This window comes from Pseudomonas sp. MPC6, assembly GCF_006094435.1.
Taxonomy (GTDB): Bacteria; Pseudomonadota; Gammaproteobacteria; order Pseudomonadales; family Pseudomonadaceae; genus Aquipseudomonas.
Window position 1 is genome coordinate 2,369,928 of the sequence record NZ_CP034783.1, and the last position, 16,001, is coordinate 2,385,928.

The following is a 16,001-nucleotide window of genomic DNA, read 5'->3' on the forward strand; positions in this document are numbered from 1 at the left end:
TCATGAAAGTACTGGTCGCGGTAAAACGTGTGCTCGATTACAACGTCAAGGTTCGCGTCAAGGCGGACACTTCCGGCGTCGACCTCGCCAACGTCAAGATGTCGATGAACCCGTTCTGCGAAATTGCCGTGGAAGAAGCCGTACGCTTGAAAGAGCAGGGCATTGCCAGCGAGATCGTCGTTGTCAGCGTCGGTCCCTCCACCGCCCAGGAGCAACTGCGCACCGCGCTGGCGCTGGGGGCCGATCGCGCCATCCTCGTCGAATGCGCTGAAGACCTGACGTCCCTGGCGGTGGCCAAGCTGCTCAAGGCTGTAGTCGACAAGGAACAGCCGCAACTGGTGATCCTTGGCAAACAAGCCATCGACAGCGACAACAACCAGACTGGCCAGATGCTCGCAGCATTGAGCGGTTATGGTCAGGGCACGTTCGCATCCAAAGTCGAGATCAGCGGCGACACGGTTGCCGTGACTCGCGAAGTCGACGGCGGCGCGCAGACGGTTGCCCTGAAACTGCCGGTGATCGTCACCACCGACCTGCGTTTGAACGAGCCGCGCTACGCGTCGCTGCCCAACATCATGAAAGCCAAGAAGAAGCCTCTCGAAGTAGTGACTGCGGACGCTTTGGGCGTTTCCACCGCCTCCACTAACACCACCTTGAAAGTCGAAGCGCCGGCTGCACGCAGCGCGGGGATCATGGTCAAGTCGGTGGCTGAGTTGGTCGAGAAACTGAAAAACGAAGCGAAGGTGATCTGAATGACTATTTTGGTGATTGCTGACTATTCCAAAGACGCGCAGGACAACACAGTGCTGGCCCCGGCCACGCTGAACACCGTGGCGGCCGCTGTCAAAATCGGTGGTGATATTCATGTGCTGGTGGCCGGCGCTTTTGTCGGCGCGGTGGCTGAAGCCGCGGCGAACATCGCGGGCGTGGCCAAAGTGCTGGTGGCCGACAACGCCGCCTACGCGCATCAGCTGCCGGAAAACGTCGCTCCCCTGGTTGCAGCTCTTGTTCAAGAAGCAGGGGCTGCGGGCTACAGCCACATCCTGGCTGCCGCCACTTCCAACGGCAAAAACATCCTGCCGCGCGTTGCCGCGCAGCTGGACGTTGACCAGATCTCCGAGATCATCTCGGTAGAAAGCGCTGACACCTTCAAGCGCCCGATCTATGCCGGTAATGCCATCGCCACTGTGCAGTCAAATGCATCGGTCAAAGTGATCACCGTGCGGGCCACCGGTTTTGACCCGGTCGCTGCTGAAGGGGGTTCGGCGGCTGTTGAAGCCGTTGCGGCTGCCCACGACGCTGGCATCTCCAGCTTCGTTGGCGAAGCACTGGCCAAGTCCGATCGCCCGGAACTGACCGCTGCCAAAATCGTCGTGTCCGGCGGCCGTGGCCTGCAGAACGGCGACAACTTCAAATACCTGTACACCCTGGCCGACAAGCTGGGCGCGGCTGTTGGCGCTTCCCGCGCCGCGGTCGACGCCGGTTTCGTCCCCAACGACATGCAGGTCGGACAGACCGGCAAGATCGTCGCGCCACAGCTGTACATCGCGGTCGGTATCTCCGGCGCGATCCAGCACCTGGCCGGCATGAAAGACTCTAAAGTGATCGTGGCGATCAACAAGGACGAAGAGGCGCCGATCTTCCAGATCGCCGATTACGGCCTGGTGGCTGATCTGTTCGAGGCGGTTCCAGCGTTGGAACACGCGCTTTGAGGAGTTCTTATGACCACGTTTAAACAGATCGGTGTCATCGGTAGTGGAGCAATGGGTCGTGGTATTGCCCAGTTGTTTGCCAGCGCAGGGGTCGAGGTGCTGCTGCACGACAGCCGCAGCGAAGCGACCGAACAAGCGCTTGGGCACAATCGCGAATTACTGGAGCGTGCAGCGGCCAAGGGCAAGATCAGTGCCGAAGCACTGGCCGGCACCCTTGGGCGTATGCGCGCGGCGCACACGCTGCAGGAACTGGCGGGTTGCGACCTGCTGATCGAGGCCATCGTCGAAAATCTCGAGGCCAAACAGAACCTGTTCCGGGAGTTGGAACAACTGGTTAGCCGCGATGCAGTGTTGGCCAGCAACACCTCGTCGCTGTCGATCACCCTGATCGCCAGCGCCTGTGTGCATCCTCAGCGGGTCGCCGGTTTTCACTTCTTCAATCCGGTCACGCTGATGAAAATTGTCGAGGTGGTTCGCGGGGAACGGACCGATCCGCAGGTCATCGAACGGCTGTCGGCGCTGGCACACCACGCCGGGCACTTCGCCGCAGTGACCCCGGATTCGCCAGGGTTTCTGGTCAATCATGCTGGCCGCGCCTACGGCCCGGAAGCGCTGCGCATTCTCGCCGAAGGTATTGCCACGCCGGCGCAGATAGACCGGATTCTCAGGGATTGCCTGGGCTTTCGCATGGGGCCGTTCGAGCTGTTCGACCTGGTCGGTCTGGACATTTCCCATGCGGTGATGGAGTCGATCCACGACCAGTTCTATCAGGATCCGCGCTACACCCCTTCATCGCTGGTGCCGGCACGCCTTGCCGCTGGCTTGCTCGGGCGCAAGACCGGGCAGGGCTTCTATCGCTATGAGGAAGGCCGAGTGGTCGAAGACGCCCGAGTGGAGCTGCCGCAGGTGGCTATCAATCAGCCGTTCTGGCTGGACTGCCGTGAGGCTGCGATGCGCGACAAGATCGGCGCCGTGCTGGCGAGTGCCGGTGCGGTGCTGGAGCAGGGTGAGCAACCTGGCTCGAATGCTATCTGCCTGGTCACGCCGCTGGGTGAAGACGCCAGCAGCGCGATCGCCCGCCGGCAACTCCCTGTCGCCCGCAGCCTGGCGCTGGAAACCTTCGCCGGTTTTGACGTCCGCAGAGTGCTGATGCGTCATCCGGGGCTGGATGCCAACGTACTGGCGCAGGCGCGGCAGGCGTTAGGCGCGGATGGTGTGCCGGTGGAGGTGATCAACGACTCGCCCGGTTTCATCGCCCAGCGTGTGCTCGCCAGTATCGTCAATCTGGGGTGCGAAATCGCTCAGCGGCGCATCGTCGATCCCGCCACCCTGGACCGTGCGGTGCAGCTGGCATTGGGATACCCCCACGGCCCGCTGGGTTTCGGCGATCAATACGGGGCCATGAACATCCAGCAGATCCTGCAGGCACTGCACGATCTCTATCAGGAGCCACGTTATCGGCTCAGCCCTTGGCTGCGCCGCCGCGTACAGCTCGGCCTGCCCCTGACCACTCCCGAGGAATCAGCATGAATGCCTACATCTACGACGGCCTGCGTTCGCCCTTTGGCCGCCACGCGGGCGCCCTGGCCAGTGTGCGCCCCGATGACCTGCTGGCCTCGGTCGTGCGCGCCCTGATAGCGCGCAACCCGTTCGCTGCCCAAGACTACGAAGACCTGATTGTCGGCTGCACCAACCAGGCCGGTGAGGACGCACGTAATTTGGGTCGCCACGCGGCTTTGCTGGCAGGGCTGCCACCTACGGTGGGTGGCCTGACCGTCAACCGCCTGTGCGGTTCGGGGTTGGCATCAGTGCTCGACGCTGCCCGCGCAGTGCAAGTCGGGGAGGGTGAGCTGTTTATCGCGGGCGGTGCCGAGAGCATGAGTCGCGCGCCCTTCGTGATCGCCAAAGCGGAAAATGCCTACTCGCGAGAGTTTCGCGCCTTCGACAGCACCATCGGTGCGCGCTTCCCCAATCCGCAGGTGGAAGCCGAGTTCGGTGCCGATTCGATGCCGGAAACCGCCGACAACGTCGCCCGCGAGCTCGGTATCAGTCGCGAGCAAGCCGATGTCTATGCGGCGCGCAGCCAGGCACTTTTCGAGGCAGCCGTACAGGACGGTTTTCATGCCGGCGAAATCCTGCCAATCGAAGTACCGCAAGGTCGCAAGCAACCACCCAAGCGGGTCGAGTGCGATGAGCATCCGCGTCCCGACAGCAATTTTGCCAGCTTGTCGCGACTGCGCCCGTTATTCGAGGGGGGCGTAGTCACGGCCGGCAATGCTTCGGGGGTGAATGATGGTGCGGCCGCATTGCTGATCGGTTCGCAGGCCATTGGCGAGCAATACGGGCTTGAACCACGCGCGCGGATTCTGGCCGGCGCCATCGCCGGCGTTGAACCGCGGCTAATGGGGCTTGGCCCGGTGCCGGCGATTATCAAGGCACTGCAACGGGCCAATCTACGCCTGGCCGATATGGATCTGATCGAAATCAACGAAGCCTTCGCCGCGCAGGTACTCGGCTGCGCCAAACAACTTGGCCTGGCGTTCGATGATCCGCGCCTGAACCCTAATGGCGGGGCCATTGCCATCGGTCACCCGCTGGGCGCCACCGGTGCGCGCCTGGCGTATAGCGCGGTGCGTCAATTGGAACGCAGCCATAGTCGGTACGCCCTGGTCAGCCTGTGCATTGGCCTGGGGCAGGGCATTGCCTGCGTTATCGAACGCCTCGACTGACAAAACAAAAACACCCAAGAACGGACCCGGAGAATTACCCATGGCCAACAAGGCAAGCTTCAACTGGATCGACCCGCTGTTGCTGGATCAGCAACTCACCGAAGAAGAGCGCATGGTGCGCGACAGCGCCCAACAGTTCGCCGCTGACAAACTGGCGCCACGGGTGCTGGAGGCGTTCCGGCACGAGCAGACCGATCCGGCGATCTTCCGCGAGATGGGCGAAACCGGACTGCTGGGCGCGACCATTCCCGAAGCCTACGGCGGCAGTGGCCTGAACAATGTGTGCTACGGCTTGATCGCCCGTGAAGTGGAACGTGTCGACTCCGGGTACCGCTCGATGATGAGTGTGCAGTCGTCGCTGGTGATGGTGCCGATCAACGAATTCGGCAACGAAGCCACCAAACAGAAATACCTGCCCAAGCTGGCCAGTGGCGAATACATCGGCTGCTTCGGCCTGACGGAACCAGACCATGGCTCGGATCCGGGCTCAATGATCACCCGGGCGAAGAAAGTCGACGGCGGGTACCGCCTGACCGGTGCCAAGATGTGGATCACCAACAGCCCGATCGCCGACGTGTTTGTGGTTTGGGCTAAAGACGATGCCGGTGAGATTCGCGGTTTCGTTCTGGAAAAAGGCTGGCAAGGCCTGAGTGCTCCGGCGATTCATGGCAAGGTCGGCTTGCGTGCGTCGATCACTGGCGAAATCGTCATGGATAACGTGTTCTGCCCGCAGGAAAACGCCTTCCCGGATGTGCGTGGCCTGAGAGGTCCTTTTACCTGTCTGAACTCTGCCCGTTACGGTATCAGTTGGGGAGCGCTGGGGGCAGCCGAAGATTGCTGGCATACCGCTCGGCAGTACTGCCTGGATCGCAAACAGTTCGGTCGCCCCCTGGCGCAGACCCAACTGATCCAGAAAAAGCTTGCCGACATGCAGACCGAGATCACGCTTGCCTTGCAAGGCTGCCTGCGCCTTGGTCGAATGAAGGATGAAGGCACCGCAGCGGTGGAAATCACCTCGATCATGAAACGCAACAGCTGCGGCAAGTCGCTGGATATCGCCCGCCTGGCCCGGGACATGCTTGGTGGCAACGGTATCAGCGACGAGTTTGGCGTAGCCCGGCATCTGGTCAACCTGGAAGTGGTCAACACCTATGAAGGTACCCACGACGTGCACGCTCTCATCCTGGGCCGAGCGCAAACCGGTCTGCAGGCGTTCTTTTAGACTGCTCTCGGATTCGGCGAATCGGATGACTCACGATTCGCCAGGAATCAACAGCCGCCCAATAAGACTACGCAAGGCATCGCGCTCGGTAGCACTCAGGTGTTGCGTCAGGACCTGCTCGACGTTTTCTACGCGTGGCTTCAACTCGTTCAGCAGGGTCTGGCCAGGCGTTGTCAGGGACAGCGCCTTGCGGCGCTTGTCCTGCAGGTCGCTGACCCGCGCCACCAGACCGTTGCGCACCATGCGCGCCACCAGTTCGGCAATGGTGGCGCGGTCCAGGTCAAGGGGCTCGGACGGTAACGGGTAGCCACCCCTGCGGTGTATTTGCCGGCTTGCACAAAGTAGGCTTGCAACTCTGTCGGATCCACGCCCCCGGCAGCGGGGTTCAGCGGGTCTTTTGGTCGTGCACCGATCATGGCTGACCATTCCTTGTCGAAGCCGATCAGCTCTTGCGCCACTGGCTGGCGTTCTTGTGAATAGCTGGCCAACAGGCTGGAGGGGCTGCGGCCTTCAAGCACGGCTGCCATTTTCCAACCCAGGTTGAAGGCGTCCTGCATCGAGACATTCATCCCTTGCCCGGCCTTGGCGCTGTGGGTATGACAGGCGTCGCCCGCAATGAATATTCTGGGTTCGCGATCGTTCCCCGCGGCGTCGACAGAGTCGTCGAAACGATCGGTCAGGCGTTGGCCGACTTCGTAGACAGAAAACCAGGCGACGTTTTTCACTTCCAGTGTGTAGGGTTGCAAGATCCGCTGCGCGGTGGCGATCAGTTGCTCGGCACTGGTCTCGCGGATCGTTGTGCGGTTTTCCTCGGTCACCTCGCCCAGGTCGACGTACATGCGCACCAGGTCAATGCGGATACGGCATCGTGACCAAGTCTTGCTCGGACTCGGTCAATACCTTCTACGGTGCGCTCATAGGCGTCTTTTGAAGGTGTCGGCCGGTTGGCATTGTGCAAAAACGCAGGACCGTCCAGAGACGTTGAAAATTGGAATTTATGCTGCTCCGCGAAATCCAGGACTTCGTCAGTCAAATGGTGGAGCGTGGTCGTGATCACATATTGGATGCTTCGTTGCTCGGCTACATTACGAGCCGCTACTAATCCAACAATTTGTCGAATTCGGTCGAAGGCCAGAAGTGGTTCGCCGCCCTGAAACTCGACGGTGATGACGGGAGAGGGCGATTCGAACAAGCGATCTACTGCCAGCTCGGCATGCTCAGCTGACATGTCATGACCCGAGCCACCGAGCGGGGCTCGCGAGACTTGGCAGTATCGGCAGGTGTGGTTGCAGCGCAACGTGACAACAAATATGTGCAGTGCCGGACCATCAAGGACGAAGGATTTACGACTACGATATTGAGCCGCCATGTCAGGGACGGGATTGTGTCCGTGGGGCTCAAATATAAAATAGATGTCTTTGTTTTTCGACGCGGTCGTCCGGAATGGCTAGAGACGACCCAAGACTGCGCAAATGGCGGCTATGACCTGATGGGCCTCACTAAACAACAGGTGATTGACGACGTGCTCGAGCGCTACGAGGCCCACCTCGCGTTTCTCACCTTCGCTACGGAGAGCGATATCGCATCGGTGCTCACTCCGCCGATATAGAGCCAGGATTATTACTTATCGGCGCGCGGTCGGAGGGGTGGATATTGCTCATGGGGTATCCCCAGTCAGGCGCTGCCCTCCGTGACCGCATCCGCAGCACAATGTATTGTCAGATTTGGGAACTCAGGGAGGATCTTGATGTTTTGGTACGGCAGCAAAAAAGACAGATTCCGGGTCCAGCGGTGGATATCAATCATCGTGCTGTGTGTAGGCGCACTTTTTTTGATATCGGGTATATATCAGTACGTTTCATGCCAGGGGCCTGGGTACCCGATATTCAAGGCGCTCGTCATGATGGGTGTCGCAAGTGTCATGTTTTACATTGCTGATAAATGGTGATGATGGCCATGAGTGTTGTGATAGCGCACTGGGATGTATCAAGAGGCTCTTCATTCCCTCGCCTGAACGAAGAGCCTCTTCATCATCAGCGCACACACTACGCGCCTGAGTAGCGGGCGGCTTCGCCTTTGGCCGGCCAGTCATCCTCGTCAGCTTTTTCGCCACCTTCAGCCTGCTGTCCTTCTTTCTCAAGCTGCTCTCGAGCGAGCCGCCAATAATGGCCTTCAGCGCCATCCGGACGAGCATCCCTTTCCCACAATTCATAAGCTCTTTGGCGGATTATCGATTCGTCAATCATGGTCATTCCTCCAGTGATCGAGCGTTCCTCAGAATAGGGGCTACGCCAGATCGTAAAGGTTCAACCTGATTCAGGCAGATGTGTTGCAGTGCCCGTTGCGGGTCAGTCTTCTGGCAGGTTATTGAATATGATTTCCAGGGTGCTGTTCAGCTTGGTGATCTGGGCTTCGGTCAGGCCTTTGAAACTGGTGCGGAAGATATCGCTGGTGCCCCGCTGGATTTCTTCGATGGTATGGCGGCCGATCTCGGTGAGAGAGACCTGGGTCACCCGCCCGTCGCTGGCGCTGGTATTGGTCTCTACCAGGCCGTCGGCTTTCATGCGATAGACGATTTTGGTGATGGTCGAGAGCTTGGCGATGGCATGGATGGAGATTTCCGAAATGCTCGACTCGCCGTTCTCCTTGAGGATGAACAGAATCCGCCAGCGCGGGATGTCCATATCGATTTTTTTCAACGCTTTCTCCATGGCCATGGAGTAGCGGCCGTGCAGGCGAGCCAGCCAGTAGAAGGGGAACTCTTCCTTCTTGAAATCCTCGCTGGCGGGGTTGTATCGGCTCAGGCGCTTTTTCGGGGTGGTCATAAAGGTTGGCGTAGTCTTTCTGTGAACTGGGTTTGATAGCGGGCGTCATTGTCGCGCCGCCCGCGGCAAAAAACCAGCGGACACGCCGCAGCGTGTCGGGCCTGATGCTCGAAGCTCGATAAACTCAGCCCTGAACAAAGCGCTGGGCCAGGTCCAGTTGGGAGTTGGCCAGTTGATGCAGCTCCTCGCCGATCTGGGTGCTGCGTCGGGACTGATCGCTGCTGGTCTGCGCCAGGCTCACGATCTGGGAAATCTGCCCGTTGATCTCCTGGGCGACTTGACCTTGCTGTTCGATGGCCGAGGCCATCTGCAAACTCATGCCGGAGATCTGCCCGACTTCCTCGCAGATGCGTCGCAGCGCCGTCTGTACCTGTGCCACATCTTCGCGGGACTCGCGCGCGGCCGTTTCGCCGCGTTGTGCGGTGGAAAGCGCCAGGGCGCTGCCGTCGCGCAACTGCTCGATGGAGCGCTGGATCTGTTCGGTGGATTCGCGGGTCCGGGTCGCGAGGCTGCGCACCTCATCGGCGACCACCGCGAAACCGCGTCCGGTCTCTCCGGCACGGGCCGCTTCGATGGCCGCGTTCAGCGCCAGCAGGTTGGTCTGTTCGGCGATGCTGCGAATCACATGCGCGACACCGCTGATGGATTCGATCGACTCCGCCAGGTGGCTGACCGCCTGACCGATCTCCTCGACCGAAGTGCACAGGCCGGTCATCGAACGCTGGCTCTGCCCGGACATCCGGTCGCCTTCGCGGGCCAGGCGATCCACGGCTTGAGTGGCCTCGGCCGCGTGTTGCAGGTTGCGCGACAGCTCCTGGATCGTCGCACTCATCTGATGCACCGCCGCGGCGGACTGCTCGGCTTCCTCGAGTTGCCGTTGCAGGTGACCCGACTGGGCCTGCACCAGCGTCGATGATTCTTGCGCGCGTTGGCGCACGGTCTCGCCGTTGATCCGGATGCGCGCCATGACCGTGCGCATCCGCGTGTTCTGGCTGTGGAGGGCCATGTCCAGGCGGCTGGCGACGCTGGCGCTGCCGTCCTGCAGCGGCGCCAGCAAGGCATCGCTGTAGGCCTGAGCATGGCGTGCCATGATCCGGCGAACATCCGCCTGCTGCGTGGCTCGCCATTGCCAGGCCGCGGCGATTACGCCGCCAAGCACCAGCAGGCCCGGTACCAGCTCGATCTGCCCGCCGAGCATGGCGCCGGTGACCCCGAGCCCCAGCAGCCAGGCGATCCCCTGATGGCTGGCGTGTTCCTGCACGCGTCGGCTTAACGTCAGCGGGTTGTGGCCGTCATTCAAGCGGCGATAGAGCTGTTCCGCTCGCAGGCGCTGGGCGTCGTCCAGCGGGTGATACGCGGTCCCCAGCGCGTTCAGCTGACCGCCTTCGAACAGCGGCACCACATAGAGATTGCACCAGAAGGTCGTGCCTTGTTTGTCGCGGCCGATCATGGGCGCGGTCCACGGCACGCCGCTGCGCAGGGTGTCCCACATGCGATCCATGACTCGCTCGGGCATCAGCGGGTGATTGATCAGTTCATGCGGCTGGTTGAGCAAGTCTTCGCGGGCGTAACCGCTGAGCGCCAGATAGGCATCGTTGCAGGCCAGCAGATGACCGCGGACATCCAGGCGCGAGATCGGGACTTCTGGCGGTGCCGCAACGATCACCGGCGGTGTGTGTTCCTTTGAGTTAGCCACGCAACGCTCCTGCGATTACCAGCACTGGCCGCGTTCGGCGCGCATTTTGCGAACCATGGCGTCGAAAAATTTTACGGCGAAGCCGCTGTCCCGGATCAGCATGGCGGTGAGTTCGGCGCACTTCTGGCTGATCGCCTCGGGCAGCGGATTGTCTTCACCCCCCAACGCGCCGGCCTGGCACTGGATTTCGGCGGCGCGCTGCACCGTCCACAGCAGGAAGAACGCCTTGGCGATGCTGCTTTCACCGACGGCAATCCCATGGTTGCGCAGCACCAGGATGTGCTTGTCGCCGAGGCTGTCGATCATCCGGGCTTTTTCGTCATCGAACAGCGTGATGCCTTCGAAGGTGTGGTAGCCGATGCGCCCGTAGAGTTGCGCCCCGTAAAAGTCGTGATGGGCAAAGCCGGCCTTTTTCATGACGATCGCCGAAATCGGCGTGGTGTGCGTGTGGATCAGGCACTGGATGTCTGCTCGGGCGCCGTGCACCGCGCTGTGCAGGGCGAAACCGGCCGGGTTGCCGTCATAGGGCGAGTCTTCGAGCTTCTTGCCGTGCAGGTCGACCTTGAGCAGGTTGGCCGGCGTCACTTCGGTGTAATTGAGGCCGAACGGGTTGACCAGGTAATGGTGCGCCGGGCCGGGCAGGCGTGCGGAAATATGGTTGAAGATGGTTTCGGTCCAGCCGAAGTAATCCACCAGGTGGTAGCAATGCGCAAGTTGCACGCGCAGTGCCCATTCTTCGTCGCTGTACGCGTGGGGTTTTGCCATTGGGCTGTGGTCCATGTCGGAGTCCTTGTGGGTGTGGGTCAGTGACGGGCCTGTTCGCCGCGAAAGCGCGCCAGGGCGATGAGGTGCCGGGTGACGGGCATCGGGATGGCCATGCAGTCGGCCAGCTCCAGCACCGCGTCGCCGATGGCGGCCAGCTCCAGGGGACGGCCTTTCTCATAGTCCTGCAGCATCGAGGTGCGCACCGCGCCCATGCCGGCACCGAGCTCAAGAAAGGTCTGTGGGTCGATGCTCACTCGCGCGCCATACGCGGCGGCGGTCAGCAGCGCTTCGTGCAGGCAGCTGCTGACCAGGTCGCGCAACTCCGGCAGGCTGTAAAGCTGCTCGAGGGTGGCGCCGGTAATCACCGAGAGGGGGTTGGAGGTGAGGTTGGCGATGATCTTGGTCCACAGGTTGTCGCGGATGCGGTCGGTGGCCCGCGCTTCGATGCCGACACTTTCGATCAGTGCGCGCACACGTTCCAGGCGCGGGCTGAGGCGGTTGTCGGGCTCGCCGAAAATCATCAGGTGCGGGGTGTGCGATTCGGCCACGGCGTTGGCCGGGCAGTGCGCGGTGATGAACACCACGCAGCCGATCACGTGGCGCAGGTCCAGGGCCTGGCTGAGCATTGACTGCGGATCGACCGCGTGCACCCGTTGCCCGTCGTAGCGTCCGCCTTCGCCGTGGAAGTACCACCACGGCACGCCGTTGACCACCGGGACCACCACCGTTTCGGCGCCGATCATCGGTTGCAGTTGCGGCAGCAGAGTGGCCAGGGCCTGGGCCTTGGCGCAGAGAAAAATCAGGTCCTGCTCGCCAAGGCTGGCGGCGTCGTCGCTGGCCTCGACGCGCACATGGTGCTGGCCGTCGAGGTCGGACAGGTGGATGCCGTCCCGGCGGATGACGCCCAGGGTTTCACCTCGGGCCAGTACCTTGACCTGGTGGCCGCTGACAGCCAGGCGTGCCGCCAGGGTGCAGCCGATGGCACCGGCACCGGCGATGCCGATGCGCAAGGGGGAAGCGTTCATCGTAGCTCCGGATTATTCAAAAGGGCCTTGCCAAGCGGTAATGGCTGTTCAGGGCGATATGATGTTTATGCCTTCCGCACATGCCGCCGATCCCCTGTGTAGGAGCCGGCTTGCTGGCGAAAGCGGCCGAAAGGTCGATGCAAGACATGGGGGCCTCTTCGCTGGCAAGCCAGCTCCTACAGCGAAAGCGTCCGACCAGTCGATAAATACATCGACTGACCCACCGCAATCGCCCTGTAGGAGCCGGCTTGCTGGCGAAAGCGGCGGCACATTCAACTGAGATGTTGACTGATAGAACGCCTTCGCTGGCAAGCCAGCGCCTACAGGGGGCGGTGTCGTATTGAAGTGTCAGGTGGCGAGCATTTCCTGATGCTTGCTGGCCAGGCCCAGGTACGCTTCGATCACCCGTGGATCGTCAGCCAGTTGCCGGGCCGGGCCCTGCATGGCGATCTGCCCGGTTTCCAGCACATAGGCGTAATCGGCCACCCGCAACGCGGCGCGTGCGTTCTGCTCCACCAGCAGGATCGACACCCCTTGCTCGCGCAGGGCGGTGATGATGCGGAAAATCTCCCGGGTAATCAGCGGCGCCAGGCCCAGGCTCGGCTCGTCGAGCATCAGCAACTTGGGCTTGGCCATCAGCGCCCGGCCCACGGCGAGCATCTGCCGTTCACCGCCGGACAACGTCGCCGCCAGTTGCTCGCGGCGTTCCCACAGGCGCGGGAACAGTTCATAGACTTCAGCCAGCGTCTCGCTGTAGCGCCGGTCCCCCCGGCGATGGCGTTGAAAGGCGCCGAGCAGCAAATTGTCGGCCACGCTCATGCTGGTGAACAGCTCGCGTTTTTCCGGCACCAGGCCCAGGCCCCGGGAGACCATCACTTCGACTTCCGGCAGGCTTTCCAGGCTGCCGTCGAAATGCACCTGGCCCCGGGAGCCGAGCACGCCCATGATGGCCGACAGCAGGGTGGTCTTGCCGGCGCCATTGGGGCCGATCACCGTCACGATCTGGCCCTTGCCGACCGTCAGGCTGGCGTCGCTCAGCGCTTCGACTTTGCCATAGGCCACGCTCAGGCCCTTGATCTCCAGCACGGCGTCGTCGACCTGGTTACGCGGCGCGAGGTGCGATTCCACTTGCATGTTCATCATTCAACTCCTCCCAGATAGGCTTCCAGCACCGCCGGATCCTTCTGTACGTCTTCGGGCAGGCCTTGGGCGATCCGCTGTCCGAACTCCATGACCACCACGCGATCGACCAGGCCCATGACGAAGTCCATGTCGTGCTCGACCAGCAGGATCGCCATGCCTTCGCTGCGCAACCGGCTGAGCAGGACGCCAAGGGCTTCCTTTTCTTTCAGGCGCAAACCGGCGGCGGGTTCGTCGAGCAGCAGCAGGCACGGATCGGCGCACAAGGCGCGGGCGATTTCCAGGATCCGCTGTTGGCCGAGGGCCAGGCTCCCGGCCTCTTCGTACAGGTAGTCACCGAGGCCTACGCGCTCCAGCTGACGCCTGGCCTCGCCGAGCAGCTCGGCTTCTTCGCGACGATCCAGGTGCAGGGCCGCCGACAGCACGCCTTGCTGGCCACGCAAGTGCGCGCCGATGGCGACGTTCTCCAGCACGCTCATGTTGCCCAGCAGTTTCACGTGCTGGAAGGTGCGGCTCATGCCCATGCGCGCCACTTGCCGCGAGTTCATGCCGTTGATCTTTTGACCCATGAACAGCACTTCGCCGCTGCTCGGGGTATCGACACCGGAGAGCTGGTTGAACATGGTGCTCTTGCCGGCACCGTTGGGCCCGATCAGCGCGAGGATTTCGCCGGAGCGGATTTCCAGGCTCATGTCGTTGTTGGCCACCAGCCCGCCGAAGCGCTTGGTCACATGCCGAGCCTCAAGGATCAGCTCGCCATGCCTGGGCAGTGGCCGGCGAGGCAGGGGCGCAGCCGTGGCGTCTCCATTGCGGACCTTGGCTCGCACCCTGAAGCGGGCGGGCACCAGGCGTGTCAGCAGTGGCCACAGCCCCCCGGGCGCACGCTGCATCAGGATCACGATGAGGATGCCGAACACGATGATTTCGTAGTTGCCGGTGTTACCCAACAGGTGCGGCAACCAGTCCTGCAGCCATTGCTTGAGCATGGTCAGGATGCCGGCGCCGAGCAGGGCGCCCCAGACGCTGCCGACCCCGCCGATCAAGGCCATGAACAGGTAGTCGATGCCCATGCTCAAACCGAAGGGCGTCGGGTTGACGAAGCGTTGGGTGTGCGCATAGAGCCAGCCGGAAATCGCCGCGAACACCGCCGAGATGACGAAGATCACCATCTTCGAACGGAAGGTGTTGACCCCCATCGACTCGGCCATCACCTGGCCGCCCTTGAGCGCACGGATGGCGCGGCCTTCACGGGAATCCAGGAGGTTCTGGGTGATGACGATAGCCAGCAACAGCAAGGCCCAGATCAGGTAGAAAATGTGCTCGCCTTTATCCAGTTTCAGTCCGAACAACGAAATCGAGGGCAAGCCGCCGACGCCGGTGTGGCCGCCCAGGGATTCCAGGGTGCCGAACAGGTAGTACAGCGAAAGGCCCCAGGCGATCGTACCCAGCGGCAGGTAGTGTCCCGACAGCTTGAGCGTCAGCGCGCCGAGAATCAGCGCGACCGAGGCGGTGAGCACCACCCCGACCAGCAGCGTCAACCAGGGAGACGTCCCGGCCCAGGCCAGCCACGCCGGCAATTGTTCGGTGGTGGTCAGATAGGCAGAGGTGTAGGCGCCCAGGCCGACGAACGCGGCCTGGCCGAAACTGGTCATGCCGCCGACACCGGTCAGCAGCACCAGCCCCAACACCACCATGGCGTACATGCCGATGTAATTGAGCAGGGTGACGTAGTACGGCGGCAACAGCAGCGGCGCGACGCCCACCACCAGCAACAGGGCAAGCAACAGATAGCGCGGATTCATTCTTCTTCCTCCACATGACGACTGGTGAGCGAACGCCAAAGCAGGAACGGAATGATCAGGGTGAACACGATGATTTCTTTATAGGTGCTGGCCCAGAACATCGAGAATGCTTCGATCAGGCCCACCGCCAGGGCGCCGAGGGCGGCGACCGGATAGCTGACCAGCCCGCCGATGATCGCGCCGACGAAGCCTTTGAGGCTGATGACGAAGCCGGAATCGAAATACAGCGTGGTGATCGGTGCGATCAGGATCCCCGAAAGCGTGCCGATCAGGGCCGCGAGCACGAAGGTCGACTTGCCCGCGAGGGTCGGTGAAATGCCCATCAGCCTGGCGCCCATGCGGTTGACCGCGGTGGCGCGCAAAGCCTTGCCATACAGCGTGCGCTCGAAGAACAGGTACAGGCCGACGATCAGCCCCAGGGACACCGCCAGCACCCAGAGTGTCTGGCTGTTGAACGTCACCGGGCCCAGTTCCAGCCCGGCTTCGGAAAACGGCCGGGTGCGGGCGCCTTCAGGCCCGAACAGCAACAGCGCGATACCGACCATGCTGACGTGCACGGCGATCGACACAATCAGCAGGACCAGCGAACTGGCCGAGGCGATCGGCTGGAACACCAGGCGGTAGATCTGCGGCCCCAGCGGCACCACCAACGCCAGGGTCAGCAACGCCTGGACCGCCATCGGCAACTCGGCCAGCGGCAAGGTGTTGATCAGTACCGCCAGCAGCCCTGCATAGCCGAGCTTGAAGAGAATGCGCACGGGGAACCGAAAGGCCTGGCTCGAACGCGCCGCGCCCCACAGATCGAGTGCGCAATCGATCAGCGTCAGACCGAGCAGCAACCAGACCAGAGCGGTCGGGTGACCACTCTGCAAAGTGGCCATGGTCAGGGCGCCATAGGTCACGAATTCACCCTGGGGGATCAACAGGATCCGGGTCACGGTGAACACCAGGAGGATCGACAGGGCCAACAGCGCATAGATCGCGCCATTGGTCATGCCGTCCTGGCCCAGCAGCATGGCTATCTGGAAATTCATAATGAGAGCTCTTTTCTACAGATTGAATATCAGGCCCGCCTGCCGGCGCAG

General features: G+C 62.0%; 15 protein-coding genes and 1 pseudogene. 5 read left to right on the plus strand and 11 right to left on the minus strand.

Annotated features, from left to right (window positions below):
• Nucleotides 1–2 precede the first annotated feature (2 nt).
• Genes ELQ88_RS13205 through ELQ88_RS13225 form a run of 5 tightly spaced genes read left to right on the plus strand, consistent with a single transcriptional unit; the run spans nt 3 to nt 5,663 of the window.
• A complete protein-coding gene (locus ELQ88_RS13205) occupies nt 3–752 on the plus strand; it encodes an electron transfer flavoprotein subunit beta/FixA family protein (RefSeq protein WP_138965534.1) in 750 nt (249 codons plus the stop codon).
• Nucleotides 753–1,712, plus strand: coding sequence for an FAD-binding protein (locus tag ELQ88_RS13210; protein ID WP_138965536.1), 960 nt, complete (start codon nt 753–755; stop codon nt 1,710–1,712).
• A 9-nt stretch (nt 1,713–1,721) separates the two neighbouring features.
• Nucleotides 1,722–3,242, plus strand: coding sequence for a 3-hydroxyacyl-CoA dehydrogenase (locus ELQ88_RS13215; RefSeq protein ID WP_138965538.1), 1,521 nt, complete (start codon nt 1,722–1,724; stop codon nt 3,240–3,242).
• Nucleotides 3,239–4,441: a 3-oxoadipyl-CoA thiolase gene (locus tag ELQ88_RS13220; RefSeq protein WP_138965540.1), complete on the plus strand. Its 1,203-nt coding sequence runs from the start codon at nt 3,239–3,241 to the stop codon at nt 4,439–4,441. The genes ELQ88_RS13215 and ELQ88_RS13220 overlap by 4 nt, the downstream gene beginning before the upstream one ends.
• A 40-nt stretch (nt 4,442–4,481) precedes the next feature.
• Nucleotides 4,482–5,663: an acyl-CoA dehydrogenase gene (locus ELQ88_RS13225; RefSeq protein WP_128869947.1), complete on the plus strand. Its 1,182-nt coding sequence runs from the start codon at nt 4,482–4,484 to the stop codon at nt 5,661–5,663.
• A 30-nt stretch (nt 5,664–5,693) separates the two neighbouring features.
• Here ELQ88_RS13225 and ELQ88_RS13230 read toward each other — a convergent pair whose 3' ends face one another.
• From ELQ88_RS13230 to ELQ88_RS13285, 11 genes and pseudogenes are all read right to left on the minus strand, one after another.
• The gene (locus tag ELQ88_RS13230) at nt 5,694–5,906 is read right to left on the minus strand and encodes a hypothetical protein (RefSeq protein ID WP_138965542.1); all 213 of its coding nucleotides are present in this window, start codon (nt 5,904–5,906) and stop codon (nt 5,694–5,696) included.
• On the minus strand, nt 5,837–6,502 hold the full coding sequence (locus tag ELQ88_RS13235; RefSeq protein WP_138965544.1) for an FAD-dependent monooxygenase: 666 nt from the start codon (nt 6,500–6,502) through the stop codon (nt 5,837–5,839). Before ELQ88_RS13235 ends, ELQ88_RS13230 begins: the two co-directional genes overlap by 70 nt.
• Nucleotides 6,503–6,510: 8 nt before the next feature.
• Nucleotides 6,511–7,083 (minus strand): annotated as a pseudogene (locus ELQ88_RS13240) (radical SAM protein); the annotation flags it as partial.
• Between the two features lie 625 nt (nt 7,084–7,708).
• Nucleotides 7,709–7,909 carry a DUF2934 domain-containing protein gene (locus ELQ88_RS13245; protein WP_161599960.1) on the minus strand — a complete coding sequence of 67 codons (201 nt, stop codon included), beginning with the start codon at nt 7,907–7,909 and terminating at the stop codon, nt 7,709–7,711.
• 102 nt (nt 7,910–8,011) lie between these two features.
• A complete protein-coding gene (locus ELQ88_RS13250) occupies nt 8,012–8,488 on the minus strand; it encodes a MarR family transcriptional regulator (RefSeq protein WP_128869944.1) in 477 nt (158 codons plus the stop codon).
• Between the two features lie 124 nt (nt 8,489–8,612).
• Nucleotides 8,613–10,184, minus strand: coding sequence for a methyl-accepting chemotaxis protein (locus ELQ88_RS13255; RefSeq protein WP_228761604.1), 1,572 nt, complete (start codon nt 10,182–10,184; stop codon nt 8,613–8,615).
• A gap of 15 nt (nt 10,185–10,199) precedes the next feature.
• Nucleotides 10,200–10,964, minus strand: coding sequence for a class II aldolase/adducin family protein (locus ELQ88_RS13260; RefSeq protein WP_178084689.1), 765 nt, complete (start codon nt 10,962–10,964; stop codon nt 10,200–10,202).
• Nucleotides 10,965–10,987: 23 nt separating this feature from the next.
• Nucleotides 10,988–11,974 carry a 2-dehydropantoate 2-reductase gene (locus ELQ88_RS13265; RefSeq protein WP_138965548.1) on the minus strand — a complete coding sequence of 329 codons (987 nt, stop codon included), beginning with the start codon at nt 11,972–11,974 and terminating at the stop codon, nt 10,988–10,990.
• A gap of 348 nt (nt 11,975–12,322) precedes the next feature.
• Nucleotides 12,323–13,117 (minus strand): ABC transporter ATP-binding protein, encoded by a 795-nt coding sequence (locus ELQ88_RS13275; protein WP_178084690.1) that lies wholly within the window; start codon nt 13,115–13,117, stop codon nt 12,323–12,325.
• Nucleotides 13,114–14,916 carry a branched-chain amino acid ABC transporter ATP-binding protein/permease gene (locus ELQ88_RS13280; RefSeq protein WP_138965552.1) on the minus strand — a complete coding sequence of 601 codons (1,803 nt, stop codon included), beginning with the start codon at nt 14,914–14,916 and terminating at the stop codon, nt 13,114–13,116. Before ELQ88_RS13280 ends, ELQ88_RS13275 begins: the two co-directional genes overlap by 4 nt.
• On the minus strand, nt 14,913–15,950 hold the full coding sequence (locus ELQ88_RS13285) for a branched-chain amino acid ABC transporter permease (RefSeq protein ID WP_138965554.1): 1,038 nt from the start codon (nt 15,948–15,950) through the stop codon (nt 14,913–14,915). The genes ELQ88_RS13280 and ELQ88_RS13285 overlap by 4 nt, the downstream gene beginning before the upstream one ends.
• Between the last annotated feature and the right edge of the window lie 51 nt (nt 15,951–16,001).

What these genes read in the sequence shown, in the direction of transcription:
- ELQ88_RS13205 (WP_138965534.1), top strand. Translation starts at nt 3, where the DNA reads ATGAAAGTACTGGTCGCGGTAAAACGTGTGCTCGATTACAACGTCAAG.
- ELQ88_RS13210 (WP_138965536.1), top strand. Translation starts at nt 753, where the DNA reads ATGACTATTTTGGTGATTGCTGACTATTCCAAAGACGCGCAGGACAAC.
- ELQ88_RS13215 (WP_138965538.1), top strand. Translation starts at nt 1,722, where the DNA reads ATGACCACGTTTAAACAGATCGGTGTCATCGGTAGTGGAGCAATGGGT.
- ELQ88_RS13220 (WP_138965540.1), top strand. Translation starts at nt 3,239, where the DNA reads ATGAATGCCTACATCTACGACGGCCTGCGTTCGCCCTTTGGCCGCCAC.
- ELQ88_RS13225 (WP_128869947.1), top strand. Translation starts at nt 4,482, where the DNA reads ATGGCCAACAAGGCAAGCTTCAACTGGATCGACCCGCTGTTGCTGGAT.
- ELQ88_RS13230 (WP_138965542.1), bottom strand. Translation starts at nt 5,906, where the DNA reads ATGGTGCGCAACGGTCTGGTGGCGCGGGTCAGCGACCTGCAGGACAAG.
- ELQ88_RS13235 (WP_138965544.1), bottom strand. Translation starts at nt 6,502, where the DNA reads ATGTACGTCGACCTGGGCGAGGTGACCGAGGAAAACCGCACAACGATC.
- ELQ88_RS13245 (WP_161599960.1), bottom strand. Translation starts at nt 7,909, where the DNA reads ATGATTGACGAATCGATAATCCGCCAAAGAGCTTATGAATTGTGGGAA.
- ELQ88_RS13250 (WP_128869944.1), bottom strand. Translation starts at nt 8,488, where the DNA reads ATGACCACCCCGAAAAAGCGCCTGAGCCGATACAACCCCGCCAGCGAG.
- ELQ88_RS13260 (WP_178084689.1), bottom strand. Translation starts at nt 10,964, where the DNA reads ATGGACCACAGCCCAATGGCAAAACCCCACGCGTACAGCGACGAAGAA.
- ELQ88_RS13265 (WP_138965548.1), bottom strand. Translation starts at nt 11,974, where the DNA reads ATGAACGCTTCCCCCTTGCGCATCGGCATCGCCGGTGCCGGTGCCATC.
- ELQ88_RS13275 (WP_178084690.1), bottom strand. Translation starts at nt 13,117, where the DNA reads ATGATGAACATGCAAGTGGAATCGCACCTCGCGCCGCGTAACCAGGTC.
- ELQ88_RS13280 (WP_138965552.1), bottom strand. Translation starts at nt 14,916, where the DNA reads ATGAATCCGCGCTATCTGTTGCTTGCCCTGTTGCTGGTGGTGGGCGTC.
- ELQ88_RS13285 (WP_138965554.1), bottom strand. Translation starts at nt 15,950, where the DNA reads ATGAATTTCCAGATAGCCATGCTGCTGGGCCAGGACGGCATGACCAAT.